The organism is Segatella oulorum F0390, from assembly GCF_000224615.1.
In the GTDB taxonomy this organism is placed as follows: Bacteria; Bacteroidota; Bacteroidia; order Bacteroidales; family Bacteroidaceae; genus Prevotella; species Prevotella oulorum.
Map to the genome: position 1 here is coordinate 1,063,818 of NZ_JH114215.1, position 16,642 is coordinate 1,080,459.

Annotated in this window: 15 protein-coding genes, 1 tRNA gene and 1 pseudogene; 8 read left to right on the forward strand and 9 right to left on the reverse strand. The window is 43.0% G+C overall.

What is annotated here, in order from left to right; all coding sequences use genetic code 11:
* Positions 1 to 369: IS256 family transposase (locus HMPREF9431_RS04550; protein WP_004379973.1), on the forward strand; the 369-nt coding region annotated here is incomplete at its 5' end.
* Between the two features lie 263 nt (positions 370 to 632).
* Here HMPREF9431_RS04550 and HMPREF9431_RS04555 read toward each other — a convergent pair.
* The 4 genes and pseudogenes from HMPREF9431_RS04555 to HMPREF9431_RS13690 form a co-directional block, all read right to left on the reverse strand.
* Positions 633 to 3,557, reverse strand: a complete 2,925-nt coding sequence (locus tag HMPREF9431_RS04555) for a hypothetical protein (protein ID WP_004379974.1) — start codon at positions 3,555 to 3,557, stop codon at positions 633 to 635.
* 95 nt (positions 3,558 to 3,652) lie between these two features.
* Positions 3,653 to 4,987, reverse strand: coding sequence for a M56 family metallopeptidase (locus HMPREF9431_RS04560; protein WP_004379975.1), 1,335 nt, complete (start codon positions 4,985 to 4,987; stop codon positions 3,653 to 3,655).
* 56 nt (positions 4,988 to 5,043) lie between these two features.
* A complete protein-coding gene (locus HMPREF9431_RS04565; protein WP_004379976.1) occupies positions 5,044 to 5,406 on the reverse strand; it encodes a BlaI/MecI/CopY family transcriptional regulator in 363 nt (120 codons plus the stop codon).
* A gap of 293 nt (positions 5,407 to 5,699) precedes the next feature.
* Positions 5,700 to 5,816: pseudogene (locus HMPREF9431_RS13690) on the reverse strand (IS982 family transposase); the annotation flags it as partial.
* Positions 5,817 to 6,038: 222 nt separating this feature from the next.
* Here HMPREF9431_RS13690 and HMPREF9431_RS04575 point away from each other — a divergent pair.
* From HMPREF9431_RS04575 to HMPREF9431_RS13435, 5 genes are all read left to right on the forward strand, one after another.
* The gene (locus HMPREF9431_RS04575; protein ID WP_004379978.1) at positions 6,039 to 7,331 is read left to right on the forward strand and encodes a bifunctional folylpolyglutamate synthase/dihydrofolate synthase; all 1,293 of its coding nucleotides are present in this window, start codon (positions 6,039 to 6,041) and stop codon (positions 7,329 to 7,331) included.
* A 95-nt stretch (positions 7,332 to 7,426) separates the two neighbouring features.
* The gene (locus HMPREF9431_RS04580; RefSeq protein ID WP_040561131.1) at positions 7,427 to 8,515 is read left to right on the forward strand and encodes an aldose epimerase family protein; all 1,089 of its coding nucleotides are present in this window, start codon (positions 7,427 to 7,429) and stop codon (positions 8,513 to 8,515) included.
* A gap of 39 nt (positions 8,516 to 8,554) precedes the next feature.
* On the forward strand, positions 8,555 to 9,853 hold the full coding sequence (locus HMPREF9431_RS04585; RefSeq protein WP_004379980.1) for an MFS transporter: 1,299 nt from the start codon (positions 8,555 to 8,557) through the stop codon (positions 9,851 to 9,853).
* A gap of 141 nt (positions 9,854 to 9,994) precedes the next feature.
* Positions 9,995 to 11,155: a galactokinase gene (gene galK / locus HMPREF9431_RS04590; protein WP_004379981.1), complete on the forward strand. Its 1,161-nt coding sequence runs from the start codon at positions 9,995 to 9,997 to the stop codon at positions 11,153 to 11,155.
* A gap of 15 nt (positions 11,156 to 11,170) precedes the next feature.
* Positions 11,171 to 11,431 (forward strand): hypothetical protein, encoded by a 261-nt coding sequence (locus HMPREF9431_RS13435; protein WP_231287708.1) that lies wholly within the window; start codon positions 11,171 to 11,173, stop codon positions 11,429 to 11,431.
* Positions 11,432 to 12,099: 668 nt separating this feature from the next.
* Here HMPREF9431_RS13435 and HMPREF9431_RS04595 read toward each other — a convergent pair.
* The 5 genes from HMPREF9431_RS04595 to HMPREF9431_RS04615 form a co-directional block, all read right to left on the reverse strand.
* Entirely contained in the window at positions 12,100 to 12,561 is a 462-nt protein-coding gene (locus HMPREF9431_RS04595) for a MarR family winged helix-turn-helix transcriptional regulator (protein ID WP_004379982.1), read from the reverse strand.
* A gap of 80 nt (positions 12,562 to 12,641) precedes the next feature.
* Positions 12,642 to 12,732, reverse strand: a tRNA-Ser gene (locus tag HMPREF9431_RS04600).
* Positions 12,733 to 12,824: 92 nt separating this feature from the next.
* On the reverse strand, positions 12,825 to 13,421 hold the full coding sequence (locus HMPREF9431_RS04605; protein WP_040560843.1) for an IMPACT family protein: 597 nt from the start codon (positions 13,419 to 13,421) through the stop codon (positions 12,825 to 12,827).
* An 82-nt stretch (positions 13,422 to 13,503) separates the two neighbouring features.
* A complete protein-coding gene (locus tag HMPREF9431_RS04610; protein ID WP_004379984.1) occupies positions 13,504 to 13,989 on the reverse strand; it encodes a ferritin in 486 nt (161 codons plus the stop codon).
* Between the two features lie 136 nt (positions 13,990 to 14,125).
* A complete protein-coding gene (locus tag HMPREF9431_RS04615) occupies positions 14,126 to 14,701 on the reverse strand; it encodes a DUF4738 domain-containing protein (protein WP_040561134.1) in 576 nt (191 codons plus the stop codon).
* Positions 14,702 to 14,884: 183 nt separating this feature from the next.
* Between HMPREF9431_RS04615 and HMPREF9431_RS04620 the strand changes: the two genes are divergently transcribed.
* A complete protein-coding gene (locus HMPREF9431_RS04620) occupies positions 14,885 to 15,559 on the forward strand; it encodes a DUF4230 domain-containing protein (protein ID WP_004379986.1) in 675 nt (224 codons plus the stop codon).
* Positions 15,549 to 16,181, forward strand: coding sequence for a DUF4230 domain-containing protein (locus HMPREF9431_RS04625; protein ID WP_004379987.1), 633 nt, complete (start codon positions 15,549 to 15,551; stop codon positions 16,179 to 16,181). Before HMPREF9431_RS04620 ends, HMPREF9431_RS04625 begins: the two co-directional genes overlap by 11 nt.
* Positions 16,182 to 16,642: the final 461 nt, after the last annotated feature.

The following is a 16,642-nucleotide window of genomic DNA, read 5'->3' on the forward strand; positions in this document are numbered from 1 at the left end:
AATCAAGAACTCAATGAAGTATTCACCTTGGAGAACAAAGAGCGCAAATCTTTGCAAGGTTATGAACATTTTATTACTTTTGTAAACCGATGGGAAAAGAAATACCCCGTGTTACGCAAATATAAAGCCGAGCGTAATATTGCTTATTTCACCTATATGGACTTCCCTGTAGAAGTACAGAGATGCATTTATACGACGAATTGGATTGAGCGGCTCAACAGAAAGTATAAAAGAACCATCAAGATGAGAGCTGCAATGCCGTCAAGTCAATCGGTTTTATTTCTATTGGCATCTGTTGCAATGGAAGAAACACAGACGACATATCGAAGGAAAGTCTATCAATGGAGATGCTGGAAAAAGAGTGAATAATTTTGAACAAAATGGAAGATATGGGAAATTATGGTTACACACTTTTTAGGACAATACCCACAAAAACATAGAGATTGTAGAGTAAAGTGGTAGAGATTGTGGTTAGAACTGTTGCATACTAATCTTATCCCGAACTCGTATATATAACTTTTAAAGAACTATGAGAGTTATTTAGTGGTTTATCAAAAAACAGCGTGAAGTTGCTTTTACAAACTGCACGCTGAAATATATTTCTTAAGGGACGGCTAATTACTAATAAGTCATCACTTCTTTCCACTTATATTCATCTTATAAATGAGATGCAACATTAAGTAATTTGGAATAGCATTAAAACGTGTCTCGGTTTTCCCTTGCCCGTTTATCTCATAATTTATGCTCTTAAGTTGATGGAATATATCGTACCCTTCAAGTTTGGCTGCCAGTTTCCCTTTAAAAAAGCTCTTACTAATGTATGCGTTACAAATTAAATCATTGGTATTTATAAGAGAATCTGAATAACCGCGGCGACTGAACATCTTAAGATCCATACCTGTTTCTAATCCAAATTTAAATTTGTATGAACCTATGATGCCATAATTAAAATCCGAGGTACGAATAGTTGAGAAATTTTCACGTCTGCTGTTAGCATATCTCCATTCCATTTCACCAACCAAGCTACAGGTCAATCCTCCTTTTTGATAATTTAAAGATAGGTTCTCCTCTAACCAATGGTTATTCACTTTGCTCAACATACTTTCTGTTTGACCTGTTACTCCTGTGAAGTATACATTGCGGTTGTAACTATAGACGATAGCGTTTACTAATGTGAAGTAGTTTTTATTATCTAAAGGGAAAGTATCGTATAATCCAATATCGCCAGACCAATTCCCCCTTACATTGTGTGGCTTATATGTATATATACCCGTTGTCGGATTGTAAGTAAATCCATTGGCAATAGCATTCTGATGAATATTGATATTTATAAATCCCATCGGCAGCTTAAATCGCCTATTGTTGTTATCACTAAAGATTAAACGTGCCTCTATATTTCTACTATTTTTCAAATTCGGATTACCTAAAGAGACAGCTAAAGGATTGGAATCGTCAGATCGGGTAATTTTTGAGTAAAGGTTTGGAGTTTCTATTTTTGAAGTCACCGTGCCGTAAAAACTGTATTTGTTTATTGTAAACCCCATATTTAAAGACAATTCTGAAATCCAATTATATTGTTTGACAGAAGTGTTTAGCAGTGCATTGCGATAGTCAAGTTTCTCACTTTTGTAACCAACAGACACGTTTGTATTGAAGAATATATTGTTATTATTCTTAAATTTCGAATAACTAAATCCGAGTGAAGCCGAATTTTGCTTACTCATATAGTAGCCTTTGTAACTATTGTTGGCATCTAATGAGAGTAGGAGTGAATCATGTGAAGATGGTAAACTGCCAAGAGCATGATCCTCTTTCCGCCATTCGTTTAGCCTATCTAATCGGTATTTTTGGTTGTTTCGGTAACTTCCTTTTTGCTGATACTGATATCCCGTAAAAAAATTAAAGCCATTAGGAAGTACGAATGTGTATTGTGGCCCTAAACGATAATTGTAGGAATAAGATGGAGTGTTGTCATATCGATAGCGATAGTCGTCTATAGCAGTGCCTTTTAAGTACTTCAACTGATAATTGTTGAACATTGAATTTGTGGTATTTAAATAGTTACCTTCCATCAATGCTGATATACGATCACCAGATTGCAATTTTTTATATGCATTAACATTGGCGAAAGTTGTGAGTGAATGACCAAATCCAAATGTTTTTGAAGACAATCGGTTTACACCAAAATCATTTACAAACCTGTTTCTTGAAGAGGAGAATACTGTATCTAATATTGCTTCTGTGCTACCTATTGGTGATGGGTCTGTATTGAATCTTGCCGAACGGTCGGTTCCCCAATTATCAAATTTATTATAATTTAAGGTTATGGTTGATTTTAGATGAATGGGGGTCGAAACCTTTAAATTATTTTGAAAGTCATAAACAAAGTTCTTTGATTTAACATCAGAGATGCTGCGATTAAAGTTGTTTCCCCCATTTAAGAAAGATTCAGCTATAATTTGACTGATATTATGTGTATCTCTCCACGAGAAACTTGTAGACATACTGTTTTCCAATGTGTTTTTTTCATTGCTAACAGCAGCGTTTAAACCTACCGTTTTTTGTATAACCTGACCGTTTGGTAGCTTAGTTGGATTCCAATCTCCCTTTTCTCCAGGTTTGCGGTCTTCATTCACATTATTGATATTTGAGAAAATAGATAACTGCAATCGTGGTGTGAAGTATAATCCAAACGCTTTGGTTGCATACCTGCTATTCGTACCATCAGCTATATCAAAGTTAGCTATAAAAGTTTTTTCATATTTCTTCTTTAGTGAGATATCCATGATATAGTCTTTCTTATCAATGTCAACACCCATTGCTTGGCTCCTATCAGTACTTTTTTCAAAGACCTTTAGATGTTTAACCGTATAGTTTGGTAAATTTTCTATTAATTGTTTGTTATTTCCTTTGAAGAAATCTTTGCCGTTAAGTGTAAGATAATCTAATTTCCGACCATTGATGAATATTTCGCCATTACTATTAAGTGTGGCACCTGGTAATTGTCTGATCAGAGCATCAAGCATACTTCCCTCAGGAAGATTGAAGGCATCTGCATTATATACAATAGTATCACCCTTCATAATCATCTTAATTTTTGTGCTCTTAACGACGACCTCGTTTAACGTATACTCTTTATCTTCCATTCCTTTTTTCTTGATGGGAATGTCTTGCATGTCAATGCTTGTATTTCTACTTTTGAATAGTATCTCTTTGTTGACAAAAGTTGTTAAATAATCAGGATGTTCTATCTTAAAAATATATTTTCCCTCACTCAAATTCTCTTGCATATAGAAATAGGAGTCGGGATGAACCGCTTTATCGTTCCATATAAAGGTGCGACATGTATCTATTACTGTACTGTCTGCCGATAGTAAGGTTAGTTTAACCTTTGCTATAGGGAGGTTTGTAAACGAGTCTACAATGCGGCCGTGAATAGTATAATTTCGCGTTGGGGGAAGCACTACCGCCTTTTGATAAGCTAATATTTGTTTTGGTAGTAATATTAATAAAGAAAGTAAAGCAACTTGTGCCCATTTTAATGTTTTTAACTTCATAAGCGTTTCTACAAATAAAGAGTATGATTGTTTATTTTAATCACCCCCTTTAGCCCAATTTACATTGGCCTGAAGAGTATGTGATATAATAGTTGCTATAACTTAAAAGAAATAGGAATACTATATACAGCTTTTATAGTCTTATTTTTGGTGTTGTCAGGTTTCGACATTCTTTCTATTTCTAGTAGATTCTTCTGATTATATAAAGTGTCCTTTATATGCATCACATTCAAGGACGAAACAGAACCCTTTGTGTCAACAGTAAAAGAGATATTATATATACGCACATTAGTACTCTTTTTCTCTGGTAATTCTGAATCTTTTATGTCAACATGAGAATCTTTGATTACATTACTCGGAGCTGTATTATTTATAGCTTTCTTTTTGATAATAGCATTTATTCTATCATGTGACATCTCATGTACTTGTTCTTTGAGCTTTTTAATATTATCTTCTTTTGAGATCTTTGATGTAAAAATTGGTTTCTTTTGAAGTACATTGTTTGCTTTTGTATTAACCGATACAATCACTTCATTATTTACAATTTTGTTTAATACTAATGAGTGCGCTACACTCTCAATATTTTTGACGACTAACAATGTAGCTGTTACTGGAATAAGAAGGGCATATTTTGCCTTTACTATTAATCTTGATCTGCGTTTGTTCATCATTTTTATGCGCTTTTTTATGTTCAATATATTGAAATTATTTAGAATAGTAGGTGCATTCTTATGATAAGTCATCCCCAACAAGTGATATTGGTAACTCTTTTGGTCACATCCTACTTGCACAACATGAAGATCTGCAAGGTATTCAAGATTGAGTCTGATTTCTCTTTTTAACAACCATGTAAAAGGATTGAACCAACATACGATAGTAAATAATTCAGATAGCACCACATCTATGGAATGCTTCTGTTCTACATGACACTGTTCGTGAATTAATATCTCTTGTAGTTGCGATTCATACCGTACTTCTGGATTAACAAAAATCCACTGGAAGAAAGAAAAGGGACCTTCATTTTTCTCAATAATGTGTACCTTAATCCCTTTAATGGTAGTTACCGCTGTCTTTTTGGCTAATCTGTATATTCCAATGAGTTGAATTACAAAGCGTAACAGAAGCATGCAAACACCACTCATATATATCCACAAAAGTATAGTATTCCATGACAGCACCGTGGTTTTAGATGGAAGAGAAGTAGCTCCTGACAAGACCGTTTCAGCATATTTATTAGCCATATTTTGAGTAGCCTCGTGAATACTAATCCAATTACTAAAATCAGCAAAAGGGACTAATAAAGCTATAAGGTATATATTCAGCAACATAAATCTTCGCCAGCTAAAGAATGTGTCATTAGTAAACAATAGGCGATAAAAACCATACAAAAAGATGGTAATAATGTTTATTTCAACAAGGTATGAAAGCATAATCCAAATATTTTTTATACATTATCTTTAATTCAGATAGCTATAATATCATAATATTACTCTTTTCCTTTCTCTATCTCACGAATAATATCTACCAAATCTTTAAACGATAGATCCTCCTCTTTGGCAAAGAAACACACCATCTCTTTAAATGAATCTTTGAAGTAGTCATGCACAAATCCTCTCATAAAACGATGCTTATACTCCTCTTCCCCTATGGCTGGTAAATAACAGTATGCAATGCCTTGCTTCTCTTGGGATATGTATCCTTTTTGTTTAAGATTTCTCATAACAGAAGCTACTGTGGTATAAGGAGGCTTTGGTTCAGGGAGTTCCTTTAGAATCTCTGTTACTGTACATTTTTTTAGCTTCCACACTTTTTGCATAATTGCTTCTTCTTGAATAGATAATTTCTTCATATAAAAATTCATTATGTCTATTTTCGTTTCATTTTTAAATATGTTGTTTGTCACTTAATAATATTCTGCAATATTTCAAATGCGCTGTAAAACTACGAACTTTTCGTAGATTGCAATCATATTCTTCAGAAAAAAAAGTAAATGTGGCACTCTTTTACATTTATTTAACCAACTTGAGTCGTAGAATTTAATAGATAGCAAACATTGGTACAATCACTATTGTCAACTTAATAGATTTATGTCTTAAAGCATTTTGGTGGGCAAAGTTTTGCTAATATAAAAAAGGTATCAAGTTTCCCATTACCATTCTGGTTTGGTAAACGCAGGTTTCTCTTCAGCTCACCATCCAAATTTTTGCCAAACTCATCGATCATACAGAAAATTTCTGTAACTTTGTCCTTGGTAATCATCGCTATATGTATTTTATAAGTTACTGATTTTCAATTATAAAGTCACAGAATAATAGCGAGATTACCAACTTTTTAAGCAATTTTCTTATCCTAGACTCGCGTATATTTTATACCTTTGCGTTCAAAGTTGATGGCACCTCTTACAAGAACCTGTGCAAAACAAGTCACATGTGACATTGCACATAAGTGCCATTATGCTTCCATTATGATTGCAACACAAATATGAATTATTCAGAAACAATAGCCTACCTATTTAATAGTACTCCGGTTTTCGAGCAGATTGGGGCAAAGGCTTATAAGGATGATTTGCACAACACCCGCATTTTAGATGAACATTTTCAACACCCACACAGGAACTACAAGACCATTCACGTTGCCGGAACCAATGGGAAAGGGTCTTGTTCCCATTCACTTGCAGCACTGTTACAAGCCAAAGGTTACAAAGTGGGGCTATACACATCGCCACACATCAAAGATTTTCGTGAGAGAATACGTGTCAATAGCGCCTGTATTAGCGAGCAATATGTAGTAGATTTCGTTGAAAAAGAGCGCACTTTCTTTGAGCCTCTCCACCCTTCTTTTTTCGAACTCACCACAGCCATGGCACTCAAGTATTTCACTGACGAGCATGTGGATATTGCCGTTATCGAAGTAGGATTAGGCGGGCGCTTAGATTGTACGAATGTTATCACCCCCATTCTCTCTATCATCACAAACATTAGCTTTGATCACACTCAATTTTTGGGCAACACATTGGCGAGTATTGCCGCAGAAAAGGCTGGAATTATCAAACCTCATGTACCTGTCGTCATCGGCGAGGACGTGCCTGAGACACGCACAATATTTCTGCAAAAAGCCAAAGAGCAGAATGCTCCCATCACCTTTGCGCAGGACCATCCGGAAGTAATTAGCAGTCAGATTAACGAACAACAACAGGGGCGCGACTACGAGACGGTGCACTATCAACACCTGCATTGCGATTTGGAAGGCGATTATCAAGAAAAGAATATGAACACAGTGCTAACAGCAGTTGGCGTTTTAAAATCGCTCAATATCGATTTAACATCACAACTCTACGCCTTACAACATGTGGCTGCAAGCACGCATCTCTTAGGACGCTGGATGACTATACAGCACAATCCAACGGTTATCTGCGACACTGGACACAATCTTGCGGGGTGGCAATATATTGCTCAGCAACTGAAGCGCCAGCCTGCACACAACAAACGGATTGTCTTCGGCATGGTAGACGATAAAGATATCAATGCTGTGATGGATTTGCTTCCACAAGAAGCACAATACTATTGGACACAAGCCCGTACAAAACGTGCCATTCCCGTGCAACAAGTGGCCGACTTAGCCCTGCAAAAAGGAAAGCGAGGAATTTGTTTTGGAACCGTTGAGGCAGCCTACCGACAAGCATTGCAAGATGCTCAACCCGATGATTTTATTTTCGTGGGAGGGTCAAGCTATGTAGTATCAGATCTGCTCATGACAATTAAAATTAAAATATAATTCGTTAACAGATTTTTTTTGACGTTTCCTTTTGAGTATTCATTTTTTTTCTGTTACTTTGCAGGCATTATGTAACTAAAAAACACCAAATGAAAATGAATACCGAACCTGTGAACAATCGCTGCGGTCTGGAGCGAGATGATTTCAAAACCATCGTAAACGGAAAACAAACCGACCTATACATCTTAAGGAATGCATTAGGGAATGAGGTTGCTATTACAAATTATGGTGGTGCTATTGTTGCAATTATGATGCCCGATAAAAACGGACATTATGCAAACATTATCCAAGGTCACGACAACATCCAAGATGTTATCAATTCGCCAGAGCCCTATCTGAGCCGATTAATAGGGCGATATGGGAACAGAATTGCAAAAGGAAAGTTCCAATTACATGGCAAAGAATACCGTTTAAATATTAATAATGGTCCCAATAGCCTGCACGGAGGAAAGCATGGCTTCAACGACAGAGTATGGGATGCAGAACGCATGAACGACCAAACGTTGGTGCTTTACTATGTGTCGGCCTATGGAGAAGAGGGCTTTTCGGGTGAGCTGAAGACAACAGTCATCTACACTTTCACCGATGACAACGAACTTATCATTGACTATATCGCTACCACCAACAAGCAAACTATTCTCAACCTCACACATCATGCATTCTTTTCATTAAGCGGCGTGGCTCATCCTACACCAACTGTCGAGAATGTAATCTGTGAAATCAACGCAGACTTCTATCTCCCTATTGACGAAACAAGCATTCCTACGGGAGAGATATTGAAAGTAGCCCACACGCCGTTTGATTTCACCACACCGAAAACGATTGGGGAACGCATTAACGACAATCACGAGCAACTTAAACATGGCACAGGCTATGACCATTGCTATGTGCTCAATAAGAAAGAAGAAAAGGAACTTAGCTTTGCAGCAAAACTCATTGAACCGCAATCGGGAAGAACCTTAGAAATGTACACCACAGAACCTGGTATGCAGCTCTATACCGGCAATTTTGAAAATGGTTTTGCCGGCTATCATGGTGCGACGTTCCCTGCACGCTCTGCCATTTGCTTAGAAGCGCAGCACTTCCCCGACACACCCAATCACCCCTATTTCCCATCGGTCATTCTGAATCCCGGTGAACAATATAAGCAGAAAACCATTTATAAATTTGGAATAGAAAAATAATATCAATAGAGATTAATCAATAAAAACAGAAATATAACAATGGAAAATCAAACAAAAAAGAAAGGAGCATTAGTGGCTATCATCACCATGATGTTCTTATTTGCAATGATTGCATTTGTCACCAACATGGCCGCTCCATTTGGAACCATTTGGAAAGAACATTATGATTGGGCAGGCATGATGGGTAACATGATGAACTTTGCAGCTTATCTCTTCATGGGAATCCCTGCAGGCATGATGATTACCAAGTATGGCTACAAGAAGACAGCACTTGTTGCCTTAGCCTTAGGCTTCATCGGTATCGTCATTCAATACTGCTCAAGCACGATGGATGGTAATGCCATCAGCACCTACGTGGTCTACTTACTTGGTGCTTTCATCTGCGGCTTCTGCGTGTGCATCCTCAACACCGTCGTTAACCCCATGCTCAACCTTCTTGGTGGTGGTGGGAACCGCGGCAACCAGCTTATTCAAACCGGTGGATCACTCAATTCATTGGCTGCCACACTCACCCCAATCTTCGCGGGTTCGATGATTGGCGAAATCACAAAAGACACATCGCTAAAGGTTGTCACGCCATTATTGGTGATTGCAATGATTATTTTTGCAGCATCGTTTGTCATCGTTTGGTTTACACAGCTCACTGAACCTGAGACCGAAAAATCAGACGTGCTTGCAGGCATCAAAGGCGCATTAGCCTATCGCCAATTAGTTTTAGGCATCATTGCCATTTTCTTCTACGTGGGCATTGAAGTGGGCGTTCCCGGCCAATTACTCTTCTATCTTAGCGAACCTGTAGCCAAAGGAGGCGTGCTTGGAAGCGCCGCCATCGCAGGTCTCATTGCAGGTGTTTACTGGCTTCTGATGCTCGTTGGTCGCTTTGTGAGCGCATTCATCAGTGGAAAAGTTTCGTCACGCACGCAACTCACCGTCACTTCATGCGTTGCACTCCTGTTCCTTCTGGTGGCTATCTTCATGCCCGAAGCCAGCAAAATCAGCCTTACCGTGCCCGACCTCTCCCATAGTTGCTTCATCGATGCAGAGGTTCCCGCCAAGGTGTTGTTCATCATCCTCTGCGGCTTGTGCACATCTGTGATGTGGGGGGTTATCTTCAACCTCGCAACAGAAGGCTTAGGCAAATACACCGCAACAGCATCGGGACTATTTATGACCATGGTTGTCGGTGGCGGACTCATGCCTTTAATCCAAAACCTCATGGCACGCAAAATCGGCGACATCAACAGCTATTGGATTGTTGTCGCCATGCTCGCCTACATGTTGTTCTACGCCTTAATCGGGTCACGCCCCGCAAAGAGCAATACAGAGAAAGTTGGCTAACGGTTAAACGCTTACGATAGCAAGAATAGCAGCCTTTAAACAGAGCCCATCTACGAGGAAAATCGCAAGAGAGACACTCCAAAAAAGGCTGCTATTTTTGTAGCAACAACGAATTAAAAACACTTTTAAAATATTACTAACATGGACATTGAAAAAGTAAGAAGCCGGTTCATCAAACACTTTGATGGCCAGACGGGCAACATCTACATGTCGCCCGGACGCATTAATCTCATTGGCGAGCACACCGATTACAACGGAGGCTACGTGTTCCCCGGAGCTGTCGACAAAGGCATTATGGCCGAAATCCGTCCCAACGGCACCAACACCATCATGCTCTACTCCATCGATTTGAAAGACCGTGTGGAATTCTCCGTCAACGACCCCAAAGGCCCGCGCGCTACATGGGCACGCTACATCTATGGTGTTGTGCGCGAGATGCTCGACCGCGGCATCGCCATCGCAGGCTTCAACGCCGCCTTCTATGGCGACGTCCCCTTGGGCGCAGGCATGTCGTCGAGCGCCGCTTTAGAGAGCTGCTTCGCCTTTGCCCTCAACGATTTGTTTGGCAACAATCAGCTTTCCAAATGGGATTTGGCGCTCATCGGCCAAGCCACCGAGCACAAATACATTGGGGTGAATTGCGGCATCATGGACCAGTTTGCCAGCGTCTTCGGGCAAGAAGGCAAGCTCATGCGCTTAGACTGTCAGAGCCGCGAGTTCGAATACTTCCCCTTCCACCCCAAAGGCTACAAATTAGTGCTGCTCAACTCCAAAGTGAAGCACGAATTAGTGGGCAGCCCCTATAACGACCGCCGTAAGAGTTGCGAGCACGTTGTGGAAGTCATCGCGAAGAAACATCCCGATTGCAACATCAAAACCCTGCGCGATTGCAACTTCGACCAGTTGGAGAGCGTGAAGGCCGAACTCAACGAAGAAGACTTCAAGCGCGCCCGCTACGTGCTCGGAGAGAAAGAGCGCGTGCTCGCCGTGTGCGATGCTTTGGAGCGCGACGATTATGCCACCGTGGGGCAGAAGATGTTCGAGACCCACGAGGGATTGAGCAAAGACTACGATGTATCGTGCGAAGAACTCGACTATCTCAACGACATCGCCAAGGAATGTGGCATTGCCGGCAGCCGCATCATGGGTGGCGGCTTTGGCGGGTGCACCATCAATTTGGTGGAAGATTCCCTCTATGACACGTTCATTCAAACTGCATGCGAGAAATTCGCACAGAAATATGGCCATGCCCCCGAAGTCATCCCCATCGTCATTGGGCAAGGCTCGCACAAGGTGTGTTAACCTTAGCATGCGAGGGTGCGCGAAGGGCGCATCAGCAAATTGCTATCGTTCATCACCCTGAAGCAATCAATCACAAGGTGGAGCAGCACAATTCGTGCTGCTCCACCTTTTTTATCTCCTAACGTAGCCTTGCGCGTTCGTCAACCGCAAGAAAAGATTGCCGGCGAGGTGCTCACCAACGGACTAATACGAGAAAAGGTCGCCGGAAGAGCCTCCGCCGACGGACTAAAACAAGAAAAGGTTGCCGGAAGAGGCTCCGCCGACGGACTAAATTGAGAAAAGGTTGCCCGAAGAGGCTCTGCCGATGGACTAAAACGAAAAAGGTCGCCGGAAGAGCCTCCGCCGACGGACTAACATGAGAAAAGGTCGCCGGAAGAGGCTCCGCCGATGGACTAAAACGAAAAAGGTCGCCGGAAGAGCCTCCGCCGACGGACTAACATGAGAAAAGGTCGCCGGAAGAGGCTCCGCCGATGGACTAAATCAAGGAAAGGTTGCTGGCGAACAGTTCGCCGCCGATATTCCGCACTGTTTATCGCAGGAAAACAGTTCGCCGCCGATATTCCGCACTGTTTATCGCAGGAAAACAGTTCGCCGCCGATAATCCGCACTGTTTATCGCAGGAAAACAGTTCGCCGCCGATATTCCGCGCTGTTTATCGCAGGAAAACAGTTCGCCGCCGATAATCCGTACTGTTTATCGCAGGAAAATAGTTCGTCGCGTCATAAACAGAAGAGTATAGTCGTGAAAAACAGTTCGCCGACGGACAAAAATGCAAAGTGACGGCAAAAACGGATGCTTCTACCAATGGCAAGAGGCTGATGCAAGCAGGCGGTGCCATTTGCTGCATCCAAACGAAAAACAGGAACAAAAGCAAAGGGCACAACGACAATCAACTGCCATTGTGCCCTACACGCATCTGCCTTCAAGGCTGCACCGAGGAAAAGCTACTCTGCTTTCGGTGCTTCGTGGGGATACAACCCCTCAATAATCTGGTCTAAAACGGGCACGAGCCCCAACACATGTTCCACCGGAATGCCACAACTGCTCAAGCCGGCGGCCAACTGCTGCGGAATGTCGCGCGCCGCATGCTCCATCTCCCTACCCTTTTTGGTCAACGAAACAATGCGCTGCCGGCCATCGCTCTTTCCGCGTCTGCGCACCAGCAAGCCCATCCGTTCCATGCGCTGCATCAACGGTGTCACCGTGTTGGTTTCCAACATCAGGCGGTGCGCAATGTCGTTCACCAACAGATGGTCGTTTTCCCACAGCACCATGAGCACCAGATATTGTGGATAGGTGATGCCCAAGCGGTCTAACAACGGGCGATAGGCCTGAATGACGAGCCTGCTCACACTGTACAGACGGAAACAAACCTGATTGCTCAACTTTAACTGTTCTGTTGCCATTTTCGTATCCTGTTTGATTTAAAAAAGACCTACAGCATCGGAAAGCCAATTCACTGTAGGTCGCAATTTATATTAATCTGTGGCGGAAGATGAGGGATTCAAACCCCCGATACGCGAAAGGCGTATACCGGATTTCGAGTCCAGCGCATTCGGTCACTCTGCCAATCTTCCTTTTCGCGAATGCAAATTTAATAAAAAAGCACGAGAACCTATCCCAAAAGGCCACGGCAAAGATGGATATTTAACAGACATTATAGGTTGCGTCATTGGAATGACAGCTGGGCCAAACGGTTGCGCAGTAATTGGGCATCGCGTTGGCGAATGCGCAACGAGACTTTACAAACATTGTCGAATTCCTGACTGACGATTGTGGCATTGAGTTCTTTGATTAAATGCATCACGCCATTCATCATCGGATAGGTGAATTCATAGTCGATGGTCTCTTCCACCTGCCTTTCAACCCATGCGATATGCGATAGGGCATCGGCCGCTGCCTCACGATAGGCCACAATCAGTCCGCCCGTGCCGAGATTGATGCCGCCATAATAGCGTACCACCACCACAAGAACATCCGTAAGTTGCCGGGCATGAATCTGCCCTAAAATGGGTTTGCCGGCCGTTGAACTCGGCTCCCCATCGTCATTGGCACGGAAAAGCGCTCCGTCAGGCCCCAACACATAGGCATAGCAACAATGGCGCGCATCGTAATATTTCTGCCGATAGGATGCCACCAGCGTTTTCACTTCGTCGAGTGTCGCCACATGGTGGGCAAAAGCATAGAACTTGCTGCGCTTCTCGCTATAAAAGCCTTCGCCTACAGCATCGCTCACTACGGTTGTGTACAAATCGTTATCCGGCATGGTTGGAATGAAAAACTGGCACATACCACCATGAGCATGTACCAGTTCGTTTTATTACATGAAAAAAACAAGTTTGCTGTGATTAGCCCTGACGACGGCCATACTGCTCATCCAAATTGAAGAGTGAGCTGTCGCCCATGCGCTTGATGCGGTCCACAATGCCACTGGCTGTAGCTTCTTCGTCGACTTGCTCACGCACAAACTGCCACAAGAAATCTTGTGTGGCATTGTCGCCTTCCTTTTGTGCTTGGCTCAACAGCTCGTTGATGCGTGCACTGATTTTGCATTCATGTGCATAAGCATCCTCGAAAGCATTGAGGGGGCTTGTCCAGGTCTTTTTCACTGCATCAATCGTGTTGACTTCGGCTGTGCCTCCACGCTTGATGATGAAATTAGCCATTTGATAAGCATGATCCATCTCTTCTGCACTCTGCTTCTTCATCCAGGTAGAGAAACCATTAAAACCTTCCTTCTCGAAATAGAACGACATGGAAAGATAAAGATTTGCGGAATAAATCTCGCAAACAATCTGCTCGTTAAGAGCCTTTTCTAATGAACTTGATATCATAAAACCTTTTATTTTAAAGTGTAAATCCGTCGGCAAAGGTACAAAAAAATACATAAGAAACCAATACTTGTCCCAAAATGCCTGTTAAATGCCGGCCGCCAAATCATAAAAGGCATCGGTCGGCCAAGCGACACTGTTAAATGTCTTCTTCGTCGCTCAAATCAGCTTCTGAAGGCTCGCTGCTACCCGTGTCTAATTGCGTGTCGCGCGCAATCGACACGCCACCGGTGCGTGAGAGCGTCATCTTCAGCGGCACATATTCGTCGCTCAGCTTGTCGGGTGAGCCCACGCTGGCCGCAAAACGCAAGTGATTGCCCTCGGCATGGTCGAGCACAATGCCCACCAAGGCTTCGTCGGCATAGGCTTTATCCACATAGGCTAAGAAATCTTTTTTCGTAAAAGAACGCGAGAAGAACTTACTTCCATCGGCACGAATTACCGTGATGGTGATGCGATTGTCGTAATATCTGCTGCTGCCCTCGTTGATAACAGGCAAAGAAGGGTCGGCCATGCGCTTCACCTCCACCGTGTAATGGCTGCCCAGCCAACTCACTTCCCGACGCTGCACGTAGTCGCCCGTCTTTTGAATGGTGCGATGCACCACCAATACGGGCTTCTTCGTGATAATGTCGCCGTTGTCTTTCTTTCCACCACAACCAACAAGGCTCCCCATGAACAGGGCAATGGAAATACATTCCGTCAAGTGTTTCATTTTCATCTCATGTATCAATGTAGCTGCAAAGGTACGGCAAATGGCAGAAAAAACAAAGTAATTCATACGCTTTATTGCCGCAATCCATGCTGGTTTAGCGCGTAATCCATACCGTTTTGCCGCGAGCATTGCACGCTTTCAGCTTTTTTAGTAACTTTGCAGCACATTATTTCAAGTCAATCAATGAAGAAAAGAAACATCATTTGTTTGTCGATAGCACTCTTCGCTGCATTTATCGCGGGATGCAAACGTGAAACGGCTTCTACACAACAGGCCTTCGACACGATACCCATGCTGGTGCACCGCATTCAACAATGCTCCAGACTCTACACCATGGCCTATCAAGTGCACAAGATTGTGACGCATAACGACCAGAAAACCATCAAGGGTTCACTGTTCAACGCCGACATCAACATCAACCTACCCTTCAGCAAACGAAAGGTGGCCATCCCCATGGACGCCACCATCAAAGCCTATATCAACTTCGAAGGTTTTAACGAAGACAACATCGAGCGCCACGGAAAACGCATCACCATCAAGTTGCCCAATCCACATCTCGTCATCACCAGCACTGAAATCGATCACAAAAGCGTGCGTGAATACGTGAGTTTCATGCGCGCCGACTTCACCGATGCAGAGTTGGCCCATTTCGAACAGCAAGGGCGACAGCAGATTCTTCAAGACCTTGCGAAGTCTGATATCTTAGAATATGCGCGCATCAGCGCCACCCGCACGCTCGTTCCCATGCTGCAACAATTAGGCTACGAAGAGAAAGATATTACCATCACCTTCAGCAACAACCTGCAGCCCAAAGACATTCCGCAACTGATTGATAAAACCAACGAACATGGAAGATAAGAAAAAGTCGCGCGGCATCGCCTATTTCACCCAACGATGGCTCGTCAACAAAGTTTATATCGTCTTGGCTGTTGTGCTCCTTGCAGCCCTCATCCTATGGGGCATTAGCCGGTTATTAAAGGGAACCGGCCTCGCCATCGTGGAAAATCGCAACATCGACCTTACGCCCACGCAAGTGAAACGCATTGAAGCTATCGGTGAATGGGAATTTCTTCAAGTGAACGACGAAGAGCTCATCGACACCATCAAGCATGGCTTCTTCGGCGATAGCGAGCTGGCACGCATCTATTATGGCACGCTCCGTCTGGGCATCAACCTCAAGGAAACGCCCGAAGGTTGGCTCACACAAAAGCACGATACGCTCATCGCCACGCTGCCACCCATCAAGCTATTGGATCTTCATTTCATTGACGAAGCGCGCACAATGCCTTTCTACGAAAAGGGCAGCTGGACAGAAACCGACCGCAAGCGCATGTATGACAAGGCCTACGCCGTGATGCTGAAACGCGCGCTTTCACGCCAAAACCTGCAACTCGCACAGCAGAATGCCCAGCAGCAAATGGGCGGACTGCTGCACAGCATGGGTGCCAAACACGTGAAAGTGGTCTTTGCCAACCCTTAACCCTTTTAAAAAAGCCCGTTCTGACCACCGAATGAGTTGTTGCAAGGCGCAACAGCTCATATTGACCCCCGAATCGTTTGCTGCAACGATGTAAAAGCCCATTCTGACCACCGAATGAGTTGTTGCAAGGCGCAACAGCTCATATTGACCCCCGAATCGGTTGTTGCAAGGCGCAACAGCTCATATTGACCCCCGAATCGTTTGTTGCAAGGCGCAACAGCTCATATTGACCCCCGAATCGTTTGTTGCAAGGCGCAACAGCTCATATTGACCCCCGAATCGTTTGCTGCAACGATGTAAAACGTGTTTGCACGCGTACGAAATCGTGTTGCAAGGCGCAAAACGTGTTTGTACGCATACAGAATCGTGTTGCAACGATGTAAAACGTGTTTGCATGCGTACGAAATCGTGTTACAAGGCGCAAAACGTGTTTGCACGCATACGAAATCGTGTTGCAATGA